This window comes from Tenacibaculum ascidiaceicola (assembly GCF_047470925.1).
GTDB classification, from domain to species: Bacteria; Bacteroidota; Bacteroidia; order Flavobacteriales; family Flavobacteriaceae; genus Polaribacter; species Polaribacter discolor.
Genome location: NZ_JAZKJP010000004.1, coordinates 352,586 through 367,898, shown reverse-complemented (window position 1 = coordinate 367,898; position 15,313 = coordinate 352,586). Strand labels below are relative to the sequence as shown.

19 protein-coding genes are annotated in these 15,313 nt (G+C 31.5%); 9 read left to right on the top strand and 10 right to left on the bottom strand.

The features are described from left to right. Positions 1 to 31: 31 nt before the first annotated feature. Positions 32 to 577: a TlpA family protein disulfide reductase gene (locus tag VBY68_RS03625; protein WP_415268901.1), complete on the top strand. Its 546-nt coding sequence runs from the start codon at positions 32 to 34 to the stop codon at positions 575 to 577. Positions 578 to 595: 18 nt separating this feature from the next. Continuing rightward, positions 596 to 817, top strand: a complete 222-nt coding sequence (locus VBY68_RS03620) for a VF530 family protein (protein WP_415268900.1) — start codon at positions 596 to 598, stop codon at positions 815 to 817. 3 nt (positions 818 to 820) lie between these two features. Here the strand turns inward: VBY68_RS03620 and VBY68_RS03615 are convergent, their stop codons facing one another. Beyond that, the gene (locus VBY68_RS03615; protein ID WP_415268899.1) at positions 821 to 1,672 is read right to left on the bottom strand and encodes an alpha/beta fold hydrolase; all 852 of its coding nucleotides are present in this window, start codon (positions 1,670 to 1,672) and stop codon (positions 821 to 823) included. 144 nt (positions 1,673 to 1,816) lie between these two features. On the opposite strand from VBY68_RS03615, the gene VBY68_RS03610 reads away from it, so the two are divergent. Together VBY68_RS03610 and priA are read left to right on the top strand one after the other, a co-directional pair. Continuing rightward, positions 1,817 to 2,440, top strand: a complete 624-nt coding sequence (locus VBY68_RS03610) for a hypothetical protein (protein WP_415268898.1) — start codon at positions 1,817 to 1,819, stop codon at positions 2,438 to 2,440. Then, positions 2,440 to 4,884 carry a replication restart helicase PriA gene (gene priA / locus VBY68_RS03605; RefSeq protein WP_415268897.1) on the top strand — a complete coding sequence of 815 codons (2,445 nt, stop codon included), beginning with the start codon at positions 2,440 to 2,442 and terminating at the stop codon, positions 4,882 to 4,884. Before VBY68_RS03610 ends, priA begins: the two co-directional genes overlap by 1 nt. A 44-nt stretch (positions 4,885 to 4,928) precedes the next feature. Here the strand turns inward: priA and VBY68_RS03600 are convergent, their stop codons facing one another. The 8 genes from VBY68_RS03600 to ruvX all read right to left on the bottom strand — a co-directional run bounded on the left by VBY68_RS03600 (position 4,929) and on the right by ruvX (position 9,914). Further along, positions 4,929 to 5,483 carry a hypothetical protein gene (locus VBY68_RS03600; protein WP_415268896.1) on the bottom strand — a complete coding sequence of 185 codons (555 nt, stop codon included), beginning with the start codon at positions 5,481 to 5,483 and terminating at the stop codon, positions 4,929 to 4,931. A 35-nt stretch (positions 5,484 to 5,518) separates the two neighbouring features. Next, on the bottom strand, positions 5,519 to 5,800 hold the full coding sequence (locus VBY68_RS03595; RefSeq protein ID WP_415268895.1) for a hypothetical protein: 282 nt from the start codon (positions 5,798 to 5,800) through the stop codon (positions 5,519 to 5,521). A 112-nt stretch (positions 5,801 to 5,912) separates the two neighbouring features. Next, the gene (locus VBY68_RS03590) at positions 5,913 to 6,302 is read right to left on the bottom strand and encodes a hypothetical protein (RefSeq protein WP_415268894.1); all 390 of its coding nucleotides are present in this window, start codon (positions 6,300 to 6,302) and stop codon (positions 5,913 to 5,915) included. A 149-nt stretch (positions 6,303 to 6,451) separates the two neighbouring features. Next, positions 6,452 to 7,186, bottom strand: a complete 735-nt coding sequence (locus tag VBY68_RS03585) for a (S)-benzoin forming benzil reductase (protein WP_415268893.1) — start codon at positions 7,184 to 7,186, stop codon at positions 6,452 to 6,454. 444 nt (positions 7,187 to 7,630) lie between these two features. Continuing rightward, positions 7,631 to 8,410, bottom strand: coding sequence for a nucleoside triphosphate pyrophosphohydrolase (mazG, locus tag VBY68_RS03580; protein WP_415268892.1), 780 nt, complete (start codon positions 8,408 to 8,410; stop codon positions 7,631 to 7,633). Positions 8,411 to 8,413: 3 nt separating this feature from the next. Next, positions 8,414 to 8,836 carry a DUF5606 family protein gene (locus VBY68_RS03575; RefSeq protein WP_273695109.1) on the bottom strand — a complete coding sequence of 141 codons (423 nt, stop codon included), beginning with the start codon at positions 8,834 to 8,836 and terminating at the stop codon, positions 8,414 to 8,416. Positions 8,837 to 8,864: 28 nt separating this feature from the next. Then, positions 8,865 to 9,449 (bottom strand): peptide deformylase, encoded by a 585-nt coding sequence (gene def / locus VBY68_RS03570; RefSeq protein WP_099214309.1) that lies wholly within the window; start codon positions 9,447 to 9,449, stop codon positions 8,865 to 8,867. A 54-nt stretch (positions 9,450 to 9,503) separates the two neighbouring features. Beyond that, positions 9,504 to 9,914: a Holliday junction resolvase RuvX gene (gene ruvX, locus VBY68_RS03565; RefSeq protein ID WP_028891898.1), complete on the bottom strand. Its 411-nt coding sequence runs from the start codon at positions 9,912 to 9,914 to the stop codon at positions 9,504 to 9,506. Positions 9,915 to 10,033: 119 nt separating this feature from the next. Between ruvX and VBY68_RS03560 the strand changes: the two genes are divergently transcribed. Further along, complete coding sequence (locus VBY68_RS03560; protein ID WP_028891899.1) at positions 10,034 to 10,849, top strand: 2,3,4,5-tetrahydropyridine-2,6-dicarboxylate N-succinyltransferase; 816 nt, start codon at positions 10,034 to 10,036, stop codon at positions 10,847 to 10,849. 32 nt (positions 10,850 to 10,881) lie between these two features. Here the strand turns inward: VBY68_RS03560 and VBY68_RS03555 are convergent, their stop codons facing one another. After that, positions 10,882 to 11,643: a glycosyltransferase family 2 protein gene (locus tag VBY68_RS03555; RefSeq protein WP_415268891.1), complete on the bottom strand. Its 762-nt coding sequence runs from the start codon at positions 11,641 to 11,643 to the stop codon at positions 10,882 to 10,884. A gap of 47 nt (positions 11,644 to 11,690) precedes the next feature. Between VBY68_RS03555 and VBY68_RS03550 the strand changes: the two genes are divergently transcribed. Genes VBY68_RS03550 through VBY68_RS03535 form a run of 4 tightly spaced genes read left to right on the top strand, consistent with a single transcriptional unit; the run spans position 11,691 to position 15,308 of the window. Further along, positions 11,691 to 12,455: a glycosyltransferase family 32 protein gene (locus VBY68_RS03550; protein ID WP_415268890.1), complete on the top strand. Its 765-nt coding sequence runs from the start codon at positions 11,691 to 11,693 to the stop codon at positions 12,453 to 12,455. A gap of 24 nt (positions 12,456 to 12,479) precedes the next feature. Further along, positions 12,480 to 13,331 (top strand): glycosyltransferase, encoded by an 852-nt coding sequence (locus VBY68_RS03545; protein WP_415268889.1) that lies wholly within the window; start codon positions 12,480 to 12,482, stop codon positions 13,329 to 13,331. After that, a complete protein-coding gene (locus VBY68_RS03540; RefSeq protein WP_415268888.1) occupies positions 13,331 to 13,879 on the top strand; it encodes an L-threonylcarbamoyladenylate synthase in 549 nt (182 codons plus the stop codon). Before VBY68_RS03545 ends, VBY68_RS03540 begins: the two co-directional genes overlap by 1 nt. Before the next feature lie 4 nt (positions 13,880 to 13,883). After that, positions 13,884 to 15,308, top strand: coding sequence for a CCA tRNA nucleotidyltransferase (locus tag VBY68_RS03535; RefSeq protein WP_273695111.1), 1,425 nt, complete (start codon positions 13,884 to 13,886; stop codon positions 15,306 to 15,308). The last annotated feature ends 5 nt before the right edge of the window (positions 15,309 to 15,313 follow it).

Below are 15,313 nucleotides of genomic sequence, written 5' to 3'. Positions count from 1 at the left end.
AGATAACAACCTTTAACCTAAAAAAAACTAAATGAAATTCAATAGAAAAACAATCTCAAACATTGTATTTGTCGTTATTATAGGCTTATTACTATATCCGCCAACCAAAGTATATTTTATTAGGTTGGTTTCATTTTCACCTTCTACTATTACAGAAGATAAAAGAGAAGTATTAAACGATTACGACTGGAATTTAAAAGGGTTAAACACTACTAATATAGATTTTAACAACACCAAGAATAAAGTTGTTTTTGTAAACTTTTGGGCAACTTGGTGTCCGCCATGTATAGCAGAAATGCCAAGTATTCAAAAGCTATATAATGATTATAAAGATAAGGTTGAGTTTGTATTTGTAAGTAACGAAGATTGGACGACTATTGAAGCCTTTTATAAAGATAAAGGCTACGATTTACCAACATATAATATTTTATCTAAAGTACCTGAACAGTTAGTAAGCAACTCAATTCCTGCGACGTTTATTATGGATAAAAAAGGAACTATTGTTGTAGACAAAAAAGGAGCAGCTGATTGGAATAGTGATAAAATTAGAATTTTGTTAGACGAATTACTACAATAGAATATTTACCTTTGTAGCATGAGTCAAGAACAGCCAAATAATCCGCTTCACGGAATAAAATTAGCCACCATGTTAGAAGAATTATACTTAGAGTATGGTTGGGAAGAAATGGGAGATATATTGAATATAAACGCTTTTAAAAAGAACCCAACCTATAAATCTAGTTTAAAGTTTTTAAGAACAACACCTTGGGCAAGAGCTAAAGTAGAAAAGCTGTACCTACAAATGTTAGGTTATTAAACGTTAACGTAATACCAAACCACTCCATTCTTTAGCATTCTCTAACATAGGGAAGTGCCCTGTGTTTTCAAGCCATCGTAATTCATTATTAGGAATTTCTTTGTGTAATTGCTCTCCAATAGCTTTTACAGCAATAGGGTCGTGGGTAGCCCAAACTATTTTTGTAGGAATTTGTGTTTGTGTCAATCCACCAATCCAACGATGCCAAAAAAAGTATCGCTCATTAATATAATTGCTCAATAAATGAATAACATTCCGACCATTATTATAATTTAACTGAAACCACATTTCGTTTAACTCTTCCTGAGAAACCTTAGAAGCATCAACATAAATTTTGCGAATATTCCTATTAAAAACAGTTTGATTCGCCAATTTAGCAACCCATTTTCCTGTAATTTTATTCTTTAGTAACTTTTGAATAGTTCGTAGTTTGGCTAATTCAATATGCATACTACCATTGCACAAAATCAATTCTTTAATAGAAAAAGGAAGCAGATTCATATTATTTCTGACAATAATTTCGGTGGCAATACTAGTACCGTAATCATGCGCTAGTATTGTAACCTCATGTAAACCTAGTTTTTTCCATAAAAGTAAGGCCGTATCAGTCTGCTCAATTAAAGAATACGAATAGTTTAAAGGTTTATCAGAAAAACCAAACCCTAAATGGTCGTGAATAATCACTCTGTGTTTTTTTGATAAAAAAGGAAGCGCTTTATAATAATCAAAAGAAGAAGTAGGATATCCGTGGAGTATCACAAGAGTTTCATCAGCATTTCCTTCATCAATAACGAAAACTTGCTGATTATTAATGGTGTAAAATTCACCCTTATTTTTCCATTCTAGTGAAGTCATAAATATAGAAGCTTTGGTGTTTACAATGTACTCATTTTTGTGTAGTTTTGATATTAGATGAAGAAAACTACTTTTTACATACTTCCTGTTTTATTTTTGCTAATTATTTCTTGTTCTAAAACAGTAAAGGAACAAGCTTTAACTATGAAAGATGTTTTTCCTACACAGAAAAATACAGACTCAACTTTTGTTTTTGATTTAGATACAATTATTAGTTTCAAAAACTATGTAGAAAAATGCGAGTATTATGAGGAGATTACTCACAAGAAACAGTATGTAAGAACACAAAATAATGACATACCCTTAAATATTAATTTTTTTATAAAGTGTCATTTGCCAACTTTTTGTCCTAAAGAAAAAAATACAATTATATTGGAAGGCAACTTTAAAGAAGAAAAAACACTTTTTTTTCATGAAGATGAAAAAGTTCTTAGTGTTACAAATTTTGAAGAGTATTTAAATAAACAGTTGTTAAATTGGGGAAAAGATTATGGATATTGTGATAGTCCAGATAGAAGTATAATACTACTTAGGTATCGAGATTTAACTAAAAAATCTAAAGAAAGAGTTTCTAAAGCATTGGATACTATGTCAGTATCTTATTTTAATTTTATTAATAGTTTTCAAAAGCAAAATATTGATTCTTTAAAGAGAGTATATCCTCTTCAAATATTATTGGAAAAAGACTTCAGATTGTTTGATAAGAAGGGTGATTTAATAGAATTTCCACCACCCCCTCCGCCAGCTCCATTAGAAATAGTAGAATAATGCCATATTTCATCGACGTCATATTACCCATTCCGTTGCAAAAAACGTTTACCTATACGGTAACCGAAGCAGAAGCATCTTTTTTAAAAAAAGGAATGCGTGTAGCGGTTTCCTTCGGAAAAAGTAAAATTTATACTGCATTGGTGTTTAACATTCACCAAAATGCACCCGAATTATATGAAGCCAAAGACATTCATCAAATTTTAGATGATACGCCTATTATAACAGAACAGCAACTAAAACATTGGCAGTGGATTTCAAGTTATTATATGTGTTCGTTAGGTGATGTATACAGAGCAGCCTTACCATCCGCATTTTTGCTAGAAAGTGAAACCATCATCTATAAAAATGAAAACTTTGATGAAGAAGCCATATTAACTGATGAAGAGTTTTTAATTTTTGAAGCCTTACAACATCATTCACAGTTAACGATTCATCAAGTTGCTGATATTTTAGGAAAGAAAACCGTACTTCCCATTATTAATGGATTGATAGAGAAGAATGCGGTTTACATTAAAGAAGAAATTTACGAAACTTACAAACCTAAACTGGTTAAGTATGTTCGATTACATAATAAATATGCCTCAAATGAAGGCTTACAAACACTTTTGGAGGAACTTTCAAGAGCTAAAAAGCAACGAGAAGCTGTACTGACGTATTTTCAGTTAGCAGCGGCTAAAAAACCGATAAAAGCAAAAGATTTAGAAGAACAGTCGGGAGCTTCTTCCGCAGTTTTAAAAGCCTTGGTAGAGAAAGATATTTTTGAATTTTATCATATTCAAACTGATCGAATTAACTACCAAGGAGAAACAAATCAGATTAAAGAGTTGAATGAATTTCAGCAGGAAGCTTTCAATCAAATAAAAACTTCTTTTGAAACACAACAAGTAAGTTTATTACACGGGGTTACAGGTTCTGGTAAAACAGAAATTTACGTAAAACTGATTAAAGAAGTGATTGCTGAAGGAAAACAAGTACTGTTTTTATTACCAGAAATCGCTTTAACAACCCAAATTATTACCCGTCTACAAAACTATTTTGGAAACTTTATTTCAGTATTTCACTCTAAATACTCGATGAACGAACGAGTGGAGGTATGGAATAACGTGTTAGAAAATAAACCGAAAGCACAGGTTATTTTAGGAGCGCGTTCTTCGTTGTTTTTACCGTTTTCAAACTTAGGGTTGATTGTAGTGGATGAAGAGCACGAAACGTCCTACAAGCAATTTGAACCGTCACCACGTTACAATGCGCGTGATGCTTCTGTAGTATTAGGTCATTTACACCAAGCAAAAGTATTGTTAGGTTCTGCAACACCATCAATAGAGAGTTATTTTAATGCTGAGCAAAACAAATACGGATTTATAGAATTAACGCGTCGTTTCGGAAACATTCAGTTGCCTAAAATTGAGCTGATAGACATTAAAGAAAAGCATCGAAAAAAGGAAATGAATGGTCATTTTTCGGATCGCTTATTAAAAATGATTACGGAAGCTTTAGACGAAAAAGAGCAGGTTATTTTATTTCAAAACCGACGTGGGTTTTCGCCTGTGGTTGAGTGTACTACTTGTGGTGTTTCTCCTCAATGTCCGAATTGCGATGTGAGTTTAACCTATCATAAATTCCGTAAAGAGTTAAAATGTCATTATTGTCATTACCAACGAGCAATGCCGAATAGTTGTGGTGCTTGTGGAAGTGCTACCTTAGACACCAAAGGTTTTGGAACGGAGCAAATAGAACTCGAGTTAAAAGAGCTATTTCCGAATCATAACATTGGGCGAATGGACTTGGATACCACGCGTGGTAAATATGGGTATCAAAAGATTATTGGGGCTTTTGAAGCGCAAGAAATTGATATTTTGGTAGGAACGCAAATGCTATCTAAAGGATTGGATTTTGAAAACGTATCGTTGGTAGGAATCTTAAATGCGGATTCTATGCTCAACTTCCCTGATTTTAGAGCACATGAACGAGCTTTTCAGTTGATGGTGCAAGTATCGGGTAGGGCAGGACGTACTAAAAAACAAGGGAATGTAGCCATACAAACCTACAACCCGTATCATCAGATTTTGCAGCAGGTATCTACCAATAATTATACAGAAATGTATAAAGAGCAGTTGCAAGATCGTTGGCAGTTTCATTATCCGCCATATTATCGTTTGATAAAAATAACTTTAAAACACAAAGATTACACGCGTGTGGATAACGGTATCAATTGGTTAGCAAAAGCTTTGCAAAATGTATTTCATGAAAATGTATTAGGACCCACAGCGCCTGCGGTTTCTCGTATTAGAAACCAGTATATTAAGAATTTGGTGATTAAAATTCCACCCAAACAATCCTTAGGAAAGACAAAAGAACAATTACAAAAAATTAAAAATACCTTTGAAGCGGTTAAAGATTTTAGACCGATCCGCTTTATTATTGATGTGGATGCTTATTAGATGGTTTTGAGTAGTTAAAAATATAATGTTTATGGTTTTTATTTTCATGTTATAGACTTCTCATAAATTTCATGTAATTTATATCCGAGTTTATCTATACTTATAGGGCTTTTATATTTTTTTTCTTCAATCAAAGGAGTGAAAATTTTCATAAACTCATTAAGAATGTCTAATAATTCTATTATTTCAGAACTCAGAAATTCAGTTTCTTGTAATTCAAAACTATCAGTGTCTAAATGAGCAGAATATTTAATTCTAACAGCTTTAATTCTTTTCAATATATTTTGATTTGATTTTTTATTAATCCTTTTTTTTAAATTTTCTAAATCAGTGTTCTGGTTGTTTTTAAGCTCATAATTGATGTATTTTTGAATTGAATATTTTTCAGGGTTGTGAAATAATTTATATAACTCTATTATGGTAAAATGAAATATATAATACTTAATTCTATTAAAAAATATTTGATTTTGGTCAATTAAAGCAGCTTTAATAATATTCAAACCATATTCAGACAAATATTTATTATCAGAGTATGCAAAAAGAATATTATGATAAGTCTGTTTAACACTTATGAATTCCTGTTTTGTTATCCGGTTCATCTGATCTAATTTAATATTGTATTGTAAAGTTGTTTTTATTTATAGTAATCTAAAATTTCATTTAAATCAATTATTTTTTGAACTCCTTTTCTATAAACTTCAATGTGTAATTCGTTTTGTTTTTTTATAACAGAGTCATTTTCTTTAATTTGTGAGTAAATTTGTTCAAATAAGACTAGTTTTTTACCATTGCCGAAAATTATTAAGGCATTGTTATGATTGTTTTTATCTCTAGTCTTTTTTGTTATAATTCCTGCAAAACTTTGTTCCTTTAGTATTGTTTTTATTTTCTCATAACTTTTTTCTTTTGTGTTCACAAATACCTCATTATAAGCCATTGTAGAAAATAGAATTACTTGAAAAATAATAACGAGTATAAATAAGATCTTTTTTAATTGTTTATTGGAAAGTTCCATCTACAAGTCAATATTAATTATATGTTTCATGGAAAAATACTTTTTCTTTAAGTGTAGTAATTATAGTTTTGGTAAATTGAGCCTCTTCCTCTTTTTTCAAATATAAAAAATTTCTACCCCAGCCATTCTCTAAATTCAAAACTCCATATTCGGGATTAAAAAATATAGGACCATTCCCGTCATCAAGAGGTTCAGTTAAAATGTAGGTATCAAAATTAAGTTCTGATAGGTTTTTATCTGAAAAAGAACCTTTCTTAATTAATTTAAATTCAGTTCCTGAAAAGAATAATTGGTTAGTCTTGTGAATGAATTTAAAATCCATGTTTTTTTCACTCTCAATAAGATTTTTGTATTTGTATATTGTTAAACTGTCATTATTTTTTATAGTTAATTCATATTTCATTTTAGTTTTTAAAGAGTCAATATTAAAAACGTAAAGAAACCTCTCTTCAACGCGCTTTTTACTTTCATAATTCTGACAGCTAAAAAGACAAATAGCGCTAAAAAGTATAAATAAATTCTTTTTCATATTTATTCAATTAAGTATTGAAACTAATCATTATCAAAATTCCTAATATCCACAATATCCCCATTTTGTAGTTTGTTTTGGGTGTCTATGGTAAAAATGGTTTCTGCAACGTACTCAGGAGTGTACAACTGGTCGTTTTCTTTTAAATCGATAAAGCGTTGTACGTTTTTAAAATCTTTTTCATCAGTACTTCTAATATCAGTTTGCATATTGGTATCAACCACACCAGGGTAAATCGCATTGCATTTCACCCCATGTTCAAGCTCGTTTTGTTCCGCAGCAATAGTTTTGGTCATCATATCAATCGCAGCTTTAGACGTACAGTAAATACTCCAACCTTCGTACGGTTTTACGGCTGCTCCAGAAGAAATACTAATAATCTGTTTTTTACAGGTTAAAGGTTGTGTGGCTTTGATAAACAAACTGGATAAAATGAGTGGAGTGGTGGTGTTGAGTTGAATACTTTGAGCAATATCTTCCGAAGGAATATTTTCTAAGTTCGCTATGGTACCGAGTCTTCCGGCATTATTGACCAAGGTAATCGATGAAACCTCCAATTTCTGAATTTCATCTAATAACATTTTAAACGTGTTGTGTGTGGCTTTGGTATCAGATAAATCTACAGAAAGCTGTACCACATTTTCCAAATCTACAATGCTTCTGGATAGTGAGTACACTCTGTAGTTTTCTTGTACGTATTTTTCGGCTAAGGCTTTACCGATTCCTTTACTTCCTCCGGTGATGATGATTATATCCATAGAGTAAAAATACAAAAATTGTCATTTCGAAGAAGGTACGACTGAGAAATCTTATAGTTGAGTATTTGTAATTCTAAAGGTTATTTGGAGATTCATTGAGCGAGATTTCTCCCTTTGGTCGAAATGACGGTTGCAAGTTGTCATTTCGAAGGAGGATACGACTGAGAAATCTTATAGTTGAGTATTTGCAATTCTAAAGAGTATTTGGAACTTCCTTGGGTGAGATTCCTCTTTCGCGTTCGGAATGACGTTCGAGAGTTGTCATTTCGAACCAAGCGATAGCGAGTGTGAGAAACCGTAAGGTTCAGCGTAGCTAAATCTTATAATTTAATGTCTATAATTTTAAAGAGTATTTGGAACTTCATTGAGTGAGATTCCTCTCATTCGGTCGGAATGACGGTAGTCGATTATTTGAAGAATTCTTTCGAATTCTCCCAATTTGAGTTATTTGAAAAATTCTTTCGAATTTTCCCAATGCACATCCATTTCAGCGAGGGTCATATCAGAAAGTTGCTTGCCTTCTTTTTTGGCAGCTTCTTCTAAAAACTGAAAGCGGTTGATGAATTTCTTATTGGTTTTTTCTAAGGCATTTTCAGGGTTTACTCCAATAAAACGAGCGTAGTTAATCATGGAGAACAAAACGTCTCCAAACTCTTTTTCTATTTTCTCCTGATTGTTGCTTTTAATTTCTTCGTTTAACTCAGAAAGCTCTTCTTGAACCTTTTCCCACACTTGATGTGGTTCTTCCCAATCAAAACCAACACCTGCAACTTTATCTTGAATACGATTGGCTTTTACCACTGCAGGTAAACTTTTAGGAACGCCTTCTAAAACAGATTTATTCCCTTCTTTTAGCTTGAGCTTTTCCCAGTTTTTCTTAACGTCTTCTTCGTTTTCAACAACTACATCGCCATAAATATGTGGATGACGATCGATGAGTTTATCTGAGATCGCATTGGCTACGTCAGCAATATCGAAAGCTTGTTTTTCGCTTCCTATTTTAGCATAAAAGACGATGTGCAAAAGCACATCGCCTAATTCTTTTTTTATTTCTTGTAAATCGTTGTCTAAAATAGCATCTGCTAACTCGTAGGTTTCTTCAATAGTTAAATGACGTAGACTTTGTAAGGTTTGTTTTTTATCCCACGGACACTTCTCACGAAGGTCATCCATGATGTCTAACAAACGATTAAAGGCGGCTAACTGTTGCTTACGAGTATTCACGATTTAAGCTTCTTCTGTAGTTGTTTCTTCAGCTTCTGCTAACGTGCTAAAGTCAAATTCAGCTTTCGCTAAGATGTTGTACCACTGAATTACTTTTTTAATGTTTGAAGCGTACACACGTTCTTCATCAAATCCAGGTAATACTTCTCCAAAATAAGTAGTTAATTTATTAGCGCTCTCTTTGTGAGAAATAGCTTCTTTACCATCTTCTTTATCAGCAATATTTTTAAGTACTTGTGCTAAAGGCACTTCTTCTTCGTACGTGTAAATAGCGATATTTTCTAATAAGCTTACGTTATGAGTAGCAGTAATAGGAAAACGTTTACCGTCAACAATAGATTTTACGATAACTCCTGTTTTAGTTTGTGATAAGATTTCATACAAACCTGGCTTACCTGTTACAGCTATAATTTTGTTAAATTCCATGTCTTAATGTTTTTTTAGTGTATAACTATTATCTTTTAGCATTAGGAAAACGCATGCGATATCCAGCGTTTACTTTCCCTTTAGAAATATTGTCTAATTTCTTTTTAATTAATCTCTTTTTTAAAGAAGAAAGTTTATCGGTAAACAAAATTCCTTCAATATGGTCATATTCATGTTGAAAAACACGTGCAGGTAATCCGCTTAACGTTTCTGTGTGTTTTTCAAAATTTTCATCTTGGTATTCAATAGTAACTTTTTCTTGACGAAAAACATCTTCGTTAATGGTTGGAATACTTAAACATCCTTCGTTAAAAGCCCATTCGTCACCTTCTTCTTCAATAATTTTAGCATTGATAAATACGCGATTAAAGTTTTTGAAAACTTCTTTTTCTTCTTCACTTATATCGTCATCTTCTGCAAAAGGAGAAGCATCAATAACAAATAAACGGATGTCTTTTCCTATTTGAGGAGCCGCTAAACCAAGTCCGTTAGCATTGTACATAGTTTCTCTCATATCAGCAATTAATTTGTCTAACTGCGGATAGTCTTTATCGATTTCTTTTCCTACTTTACGTAAAACGGGATCTCCGTATGCTACAATGGGTAAAATCATTTACTTTTTAATTTTAAGGAATGCAAAAATACAAAGAATGCTTTTGGTAGAAAATTATTTGTTGTATAAATACGACTGTAAGATGATTGTAGCACTTATTTCGTCTACTAAAGCTTTGTTTTGACGTTGTTTTTTCTTCAAACCGCTATCAATCATTGTTTGAAAAGCCATTTTAGAGGTAAAACGCTCATCTACACGTTTTATGGGGATAGAAGGAATAGTTTTTTCAAGCTTTTGAAGAAAAGGAGTTATGAGCACTTCACTTTCACTATCAGAATTATCCATCTGCTTTGGTTTTCCAACTAAAAAAAGTTCAACATTTTCTTTTTGAGTATACTCTTTTAAAAATGTGATAAGTTCAGAGGTGTTTACAGTTGTTAAACCCGAAGCAATAATTTGAAGCTCATCGGTTACAGCAATTCCTGTTCTTTTTTTTCCAAAATCTATGGCTAATATCCTGCCCATTCTATAAGTTTTTGCAAAGGTAGCTAAATTAAACAAGGAAGAAATATCTGTTTAAAAAATGTATCTTCGCGGTATATTGTTGAAAGCAACTTTATTTTTGCTGAAAAATATTATTAAAAATGACAGAATTACAATCAATTATAGAAAAAGCGTGGGATAACCGCGATTTATTAAAGGAAGAAACTACGATTAATGCTATTAGAAAAGTAGTAGATTTATTAGATGCTGGAGATTTACGTGTTGCTGAACCAACAGACAATGGATGGCAAGTAAATGAATGGGTAAAAAAGGCAGTAGTGTTATATTTTCCTATTCAAAAAATGGAAACTTTAGAGGCTGGTATTTTTGAATATCACGATAAAATTCCATTAAAAAGAGGTTACGAAGCGAAAGGAATTCGTGTAGTACCAAATGCTGTAGCTCGTCATGGAGCCTATATCTCAGCAGGAACTATTTTAATGCCTAGTTATGTAAATATTGGAGCGTATGTTGATGAAGGAACCATGGTTGATACTTGGGCAACTGTAGGTTCTTGTGCACAAATTGGTAAAAACGTACACTTATCTGGAGGAGTAGGAATTGGAGGGGTTTTAGAGCCTTTACAAGCAGCACCAGTAATTATTGAAGACGGAGCGTTTATCGGTTCTCGTTGTATTGTTGTTGAAGGAGTGAGAGTAGAGAAAGAAGCGGTTTTAGGAGCAAATGTAGTATTAACAATGAGTACTAAAATCATTGATGTAACAGGTGATGAACCAGTTGAAATGAAAGGAGTTGTTCCTGCACGTTCGGTAGTAATTCCTGGAAGTTATACCAAGAAGTTTGCAGCAGGGGAGTATCAAGTTCCTTGTGCTTTAATTATAGGTAAGCGTAAAGAAAGTACAAACAAAAAGACTTCGTTAAATGATGCTCTTAGAGAGTATGATGTGGCGGTTTAAGAAAACATAAATAGTATAAAAAAGGGAAGATTTTAAATCTTCCCTTTTTTATTGTTTTCATATAATTTTCTAAGTTTTGCATATTTCATATAAGAGAAAAAGGCTTGCATCATAGAAAATGTAATTCCGTCTAATCCATGGAAAATACCTTTTTTAAGAATATAACAACGTAGGAAAGACCATAATCCGTGCCCTATGGGCGTAAAGAAGTTTACTTTTTTGTTTTGTTCAAAATATTCTTCAGATTGCCAAGTAGTGTACAAGTTGTATTTTCCTATAATCTGATGAAAATCTTTCCAACCAAAGTGTAATAAATGAAGTTTGGTTGTTTTTAAATTGGTGGCTTGTATACTTTGATGAACTTTTGTAGTTGCAGGTTTAGCGGTTTGCTTGTTAAAAAACCTACATGTATAAGAAGGGTACCACCCAGCAAAATTAATAGGCTGGTCTTTTAAAAAGTTTTTACGTCTAAAGTTATAAGCGTCATAAGGTTCATTTAAATATTTTCCACTCTTAATAAATTTAAAACTATCTTCATCTAAACGTTCATCTGCATCTAAGTTTAAAATCCAATCATTTTTACAAAATTGTAGTCCATGTACTCTCTGGGGTCCATCTCCTAAAAACTTTTGTAAATAAACTTTAGCTCCCATAGACTCTGCAATTTCAACAGTCTTGTCAGAACTAAAAGAATCAATTATAATCACTTCATCGCATACCCTATTTAAAGAAATAATACAATCTTTAATGTTAGCTTCTTCATTAAAAGTAATTACTAGGCCACTTATATTCATGTGTAAATATTATTGTAGATTTGTTCGGTCAAAAATACAATTATTAAATGATTCCAAAAATTATACATTTCTGTTGGTATGGTAAAGGTGAGTATAATGAAACAATAAAAAAATGTATTGCTTCTTGGGAAGAAAAATTACCTGACTATACTATAAAGAAGTGGGATGAAACCAATACCCCTTTTGATAAATTACCTTTTTTAAAATTACTTTATAAACAAAAAAAATGGTCATTTATAACTGATTATGTTCGGTTGTACTCTATATATAAAGAAGGAGGAATTTATGTTGATACAGATATTGAGATGCTCACTACTTTTGATCATTTATTAAATGAAAAAGCTTTTGTTGGTTTTCAAGGAACATTAGAGTCTGAAAAGTATCCATTAAATTCTGCTGTTATTGGAGGAGAAAAAGGAAATGGTTTTATTTTAGACTGTATTAAAGCAACAGAAGAAAAGCAACGCTTGAATTTTAATGCAATGGGAGGGCCTCCAATTGTATCTAAAGTATTATTAAATTATGGACTAAATGAGTATAAAAAACAGCATTTAAAAGATGTTTTATTACTTCCAACAGAATATTTTTTTCCTTTTGCGTGGAATGAAAAGTTTACTAAAGAATGTGTTAAACCAGAAACTATCTGTATTCACTGGTGGGAAGATTCTTGGGGAAATAAACAAAAAGGTTTTTCGTATTTAATAGATAGTTTAAAGAGAAAAGCAATTAAATTACCTTTATTGATTAAGAATAGAATAAAATTCTTAATAAATAAGAATAATTTTTATCTAATTAATATTTTAATAAAGTAAAACTTTCATTTTTAGTTAAATAACATGTTTTTATCCATTATAATACCCGTTTATAACACACCTGTTGAGTTTTTAAAAGAGTGTTTAGAGAGTTTAAAGTTTATACCTTCATTTATTACCAGTGAAATTATAATTATTAATGATGGTTCAGATAATAAGGATACTTTAAGTTTTTTATCTAGCATTAATGACACTAAATATTTGATAGAGAATAGACGAAATGGAGGTCCTGGTTTTGCTAGAAACGAAGGTATTAAGTTAGCTAAAGGAAAATATATATTTTCTTTAGATTCAGATGATGTATTACATAAAGATTTTAATATATTTATAGAGTATCTTATAAAAAACAATGAAATAGATGTTTTATATGGAGATTTCTTATACTTTGGAGATATTAATAAAGTACAAAAAAATCATGAGTTTAATAAAATAGCTTTGTGGTTTGAAAGTAATATTCCTGCGTGTTCATTCTTTAAGAAAAGTGCTTGGGAAAAAGTAGGAGGTTATGATGAAAGTTTAAAAACTTTTGAAGATTACGATTTTTGGATTCAGTGTGCTGTAAAAAACTTAAAATTCAAATACTTACCGTATTCTACTTTTAGATATAGAAAAGTTAATGATGGAGTTTCATTATACCAAAATACAAGAGCGTTACATAAAACCTATTTTAAAATAGTAAGGGATAAAATACCAACAAAAGAAATAACATTTTTAGGTATAAGAGATTTTATGAAAGGATATTATGCTAAAAAAGCAAAAAGTGATGATACTGTTTTAAAGGTATTCGTTAACTATATTAAGACTTTTGTAAAAACATTAGAAATGTTAAAAAGAATAATGCTATCCTCATTAAGAAAGGCTAAATTAATTAAGTAATGATAGCTAGTATACTGAATTTTTTAAATGAAGGAAAAACTATTTTATACCCAACAGATACAGTTTGGGGACTAGGTTGTGATGCAACTGATGAAGACGCTGTTAAAAAAATTTACCAATTAAAAAATAGGGAAGAATCGAAGAGTCTAATTATTTTGGTTGACTCTATTGAAATGTTGCAAAACCATGTGGCAAATATACCTGAAAAGGCTTTAGAAATTTTAAAGACATCGGTAAAGCCTACTACTATAATTTACAATAAACCGAAAGGGTTAGCACCGAATACCATTGCTTCTGATAATACGATTGCTATTCGAATTCCACAGGATGAGTTTTGTATTCAGCTAATTAAAGAGTTTGGTAAGCCTATAGTTTCTACTTCAGCAAATGTAAGTGGAGAACCAACTCCTAAATCATTTTCAGAAATAAGCCAAGCAATTTTAAAGAGTGTAGATTATGTGGTAAATTTGCATCAAGAGAAAGTAGCAGAAAAGTCTTCAACTATTTTAAAAATTGAAGGTGAGGCTATTATAGTGATTAGAGAATAATTGTATGCAAAAACAATATTTTAAGGAAGCAATTTCCGCAGAAATATTTCAATATATATCCAAAGCAGCTAAAGAGTTACAACTAGAAAGTTACGTAATTGGTGGTTTTGTACGTGATTTTATTTTAAAACGAGGAACAGCCAAAGATATTGACGTTGTAGCTGTTGGTAGCGGAATAGAATTAGCTCAAAAAGTAGCTGAGTTACTACCTAATAAACCTAAAGTTCAAGTGTTTAAAACCTACGGAACAGCGATGTTACGTTTTAAAGATGTTGAAATTGAATTTGTAGGTGCCCGAAAAGAATCATATTCGGAAGAGAGTAGAAATCCTAAAGTTTCTGAAGGTACTTTACAGGATGACCAAAACCGAAGAGACTTTACAATTAATGCATTAGCATTGAGTTTAAATGAAGAAGATTTTGGATTACTATTAGACCCTTTTGGTGGTATAGGAGATTTGGAAGCAAAAATTATTAGAACACCTTTAAATCCAGACATTACTTATTCTGACGATCCACTACGAATGATGCGTGCTATTCGTTTTGCTACCCAATTGAATTTTACTATTGAAGAAAATTCGTTAAACGCAATTACAAAAAATGCTCCAAGAATAGATATTATTACTCGTGAGCGTATTGTAGTTGAGTTGAATAAAATTTTAGAATCTCCAGTGCCTTCTATAGGTTTTTTATTATTGGAAAAAACAGGGTTGTTAGAAAGAATTTTACCAGAATTAATCGCTTTAAAAGGAGTAGAGGAAGTAGAAGGACAAAAACACAAAGATAATTTTTATCATACACTAGAAGTAGTTGATAATATTGCACAAAATACGGATGATGTTTGGCTTCGTTGGGCAGCGTTGTTACATGATATAGGTAAAGCTCCTACAAAACGTTATCACAAAAAAATAGGCTGGACATTCCATTCACATGAGTTTGTGGGATCAAAAATGGTATATAAACTATTCAAACGTTTAAAAATGCCATTGAATAACAAGATGAAGTTTGTTCAGAAAATGGTGATGTTAAGCTCTCGTCCGATTGTTTTAGCAAGTGAAGTAACGGATTCTGCAGTGCGTCGTTTAATTTTTGATGCTGGTGATGATGTAGAATCATTGATGACTTTATGTGAAGCAGACATCACGACTAAAAACCCGAAGAAATTTAAGCGATATCATAAAAATTTTGAGATAGTTCGTCAAAAAATTAAAGAAGTAGAAGAACGCGATAGGGTTCGTAATTTCCAACCACCAATAACAGGAGAAGAAATAATGAAAACCTTTAACTTACAACCTTGTAGGGAAATTGGTCAGATAAAAGAAGCTATAAAAGAAGCTATTTTAGATGGTAAAATTCCCAATGAACATGATGCTTCGTATCAATTTATGTTAGAAAAAGGAGTTCAGTTAGGTTTAAAAGTGAGCCAATAAATAAT

Bases quoted from the DNA above. Each gene is read 5' to 3' on its own strand.
- def (WP_099214309.1), bottom strand. From the start codon at position 9,449: ATGATTTTACCCATTGTAGCATACGGAGATCCCGTTTTACGTAAAGTA.
- VBY68_RS03535 (WP_273695111.1), top strand. From the start codon at position 13,884: ATGCAAAAACAATATTTTAAGGAAGCAATTTCCGCAGAAATATTTCAA.
- VBY68_RS03590 (WP_415268894.1), bottom strand. From the start codon at position 6,302: ATGAAATATGAATTAACTATAAAAAATAATGACAGTTTAACAATATAC.
- ruvX (WP_028891898.1), bottom strand. From the start codon at position 9,914: ATGGGCAGGATATTAGCCATAGATTTTGGAAAAAAAAGAACAGGAATT.
- VBY68_RS03625 (WP_415268901.1), top strand. From the start codon at position 32: ATGAAATTCAATAGAAAAACAATCTCAAACATTGTATTTGTCGTTATT.
- VBY68_RS03585 (WP_415268893.1), bottom strand. From the start codon at position 7,186: ATGGATATAATCATCATCACCGGAGGAAGTAAAGGAATCGGTAAAGCC.
- VBY68_RS03615 (WP_415268899.1), bottom strand. From the start codon at position 1,672: ATGACTTCACTAGAATGGAAAAATAAGGGTGAATTTTACACCATTAAT.
- VBY68_RS03550 (WP_415268890.1), top strand. From the start codon at position 11,691: ATGATTCCAAAAATTATACATTTCTGTTGGTATGGTAAAGGTGAGTAT.
- VBY68_RS03545 (WP_415268889.1), top strand. From the start codon at position 12,480: ATGTTTTTATCCATTATAATACCCGTTTATAACACACCTGTTGAGTTT.
- VBY68_RS03600 (WP_415268896.1), bottom strand. From the start codon at position 5,483: ATGAACCGGATAACAAAACAGGAATTCATAAGTGTTAAACAGACTTAT.
- VBY68_RS03620 (WP_415268900.1), top strand. From the start codon at position 596: ATGAGTCAAGAACAGCCAAATAATCCGCTTCACGGAATAAAATTAGCC.
- VBY68_RS03555 (WP_415268891.1), bottom strand. From the start codon at position 11,643: ATGAATATAAGTGGCCTAGTAATTACTTTTAATGAAGAAGCTAACATT.
- VBY68_RS03575 (WP_273695109.1), bottom strand. From the start codon at position 8,836: ATGGAATTTAACAAAATTATAGCTGTAACAGGTAAGCCAGGTTTGTAT.
- VBY68_RS03610 (WP_415268898.1), top strand. From the start codon at position 1,817: ATGAAAGATGTTTTTCCTACACAGAAAAATACAGACTCAACTTTTGTT.
- priA (WP_415268897.1), top strand. From the start codon at position 2,440: ATGCCATATTTCATCGACGTCATATTACCCATTCCGTTGCAAAAAACG.
- VBY68_RS03560 (WP_028891899.1), top strand. From the start codon at position 10,034: ATGACAGAATTACAATCAATTATAGAAAAAGCGTGGGATAACCGCGAT.
- VBY68_RS03540 (WP_415268888.1), top strand. From the start codon at position 13,331: ATGATAGCTAGTATACTGAATTTTTTAAATGAAGGAAAAACTATTTTA.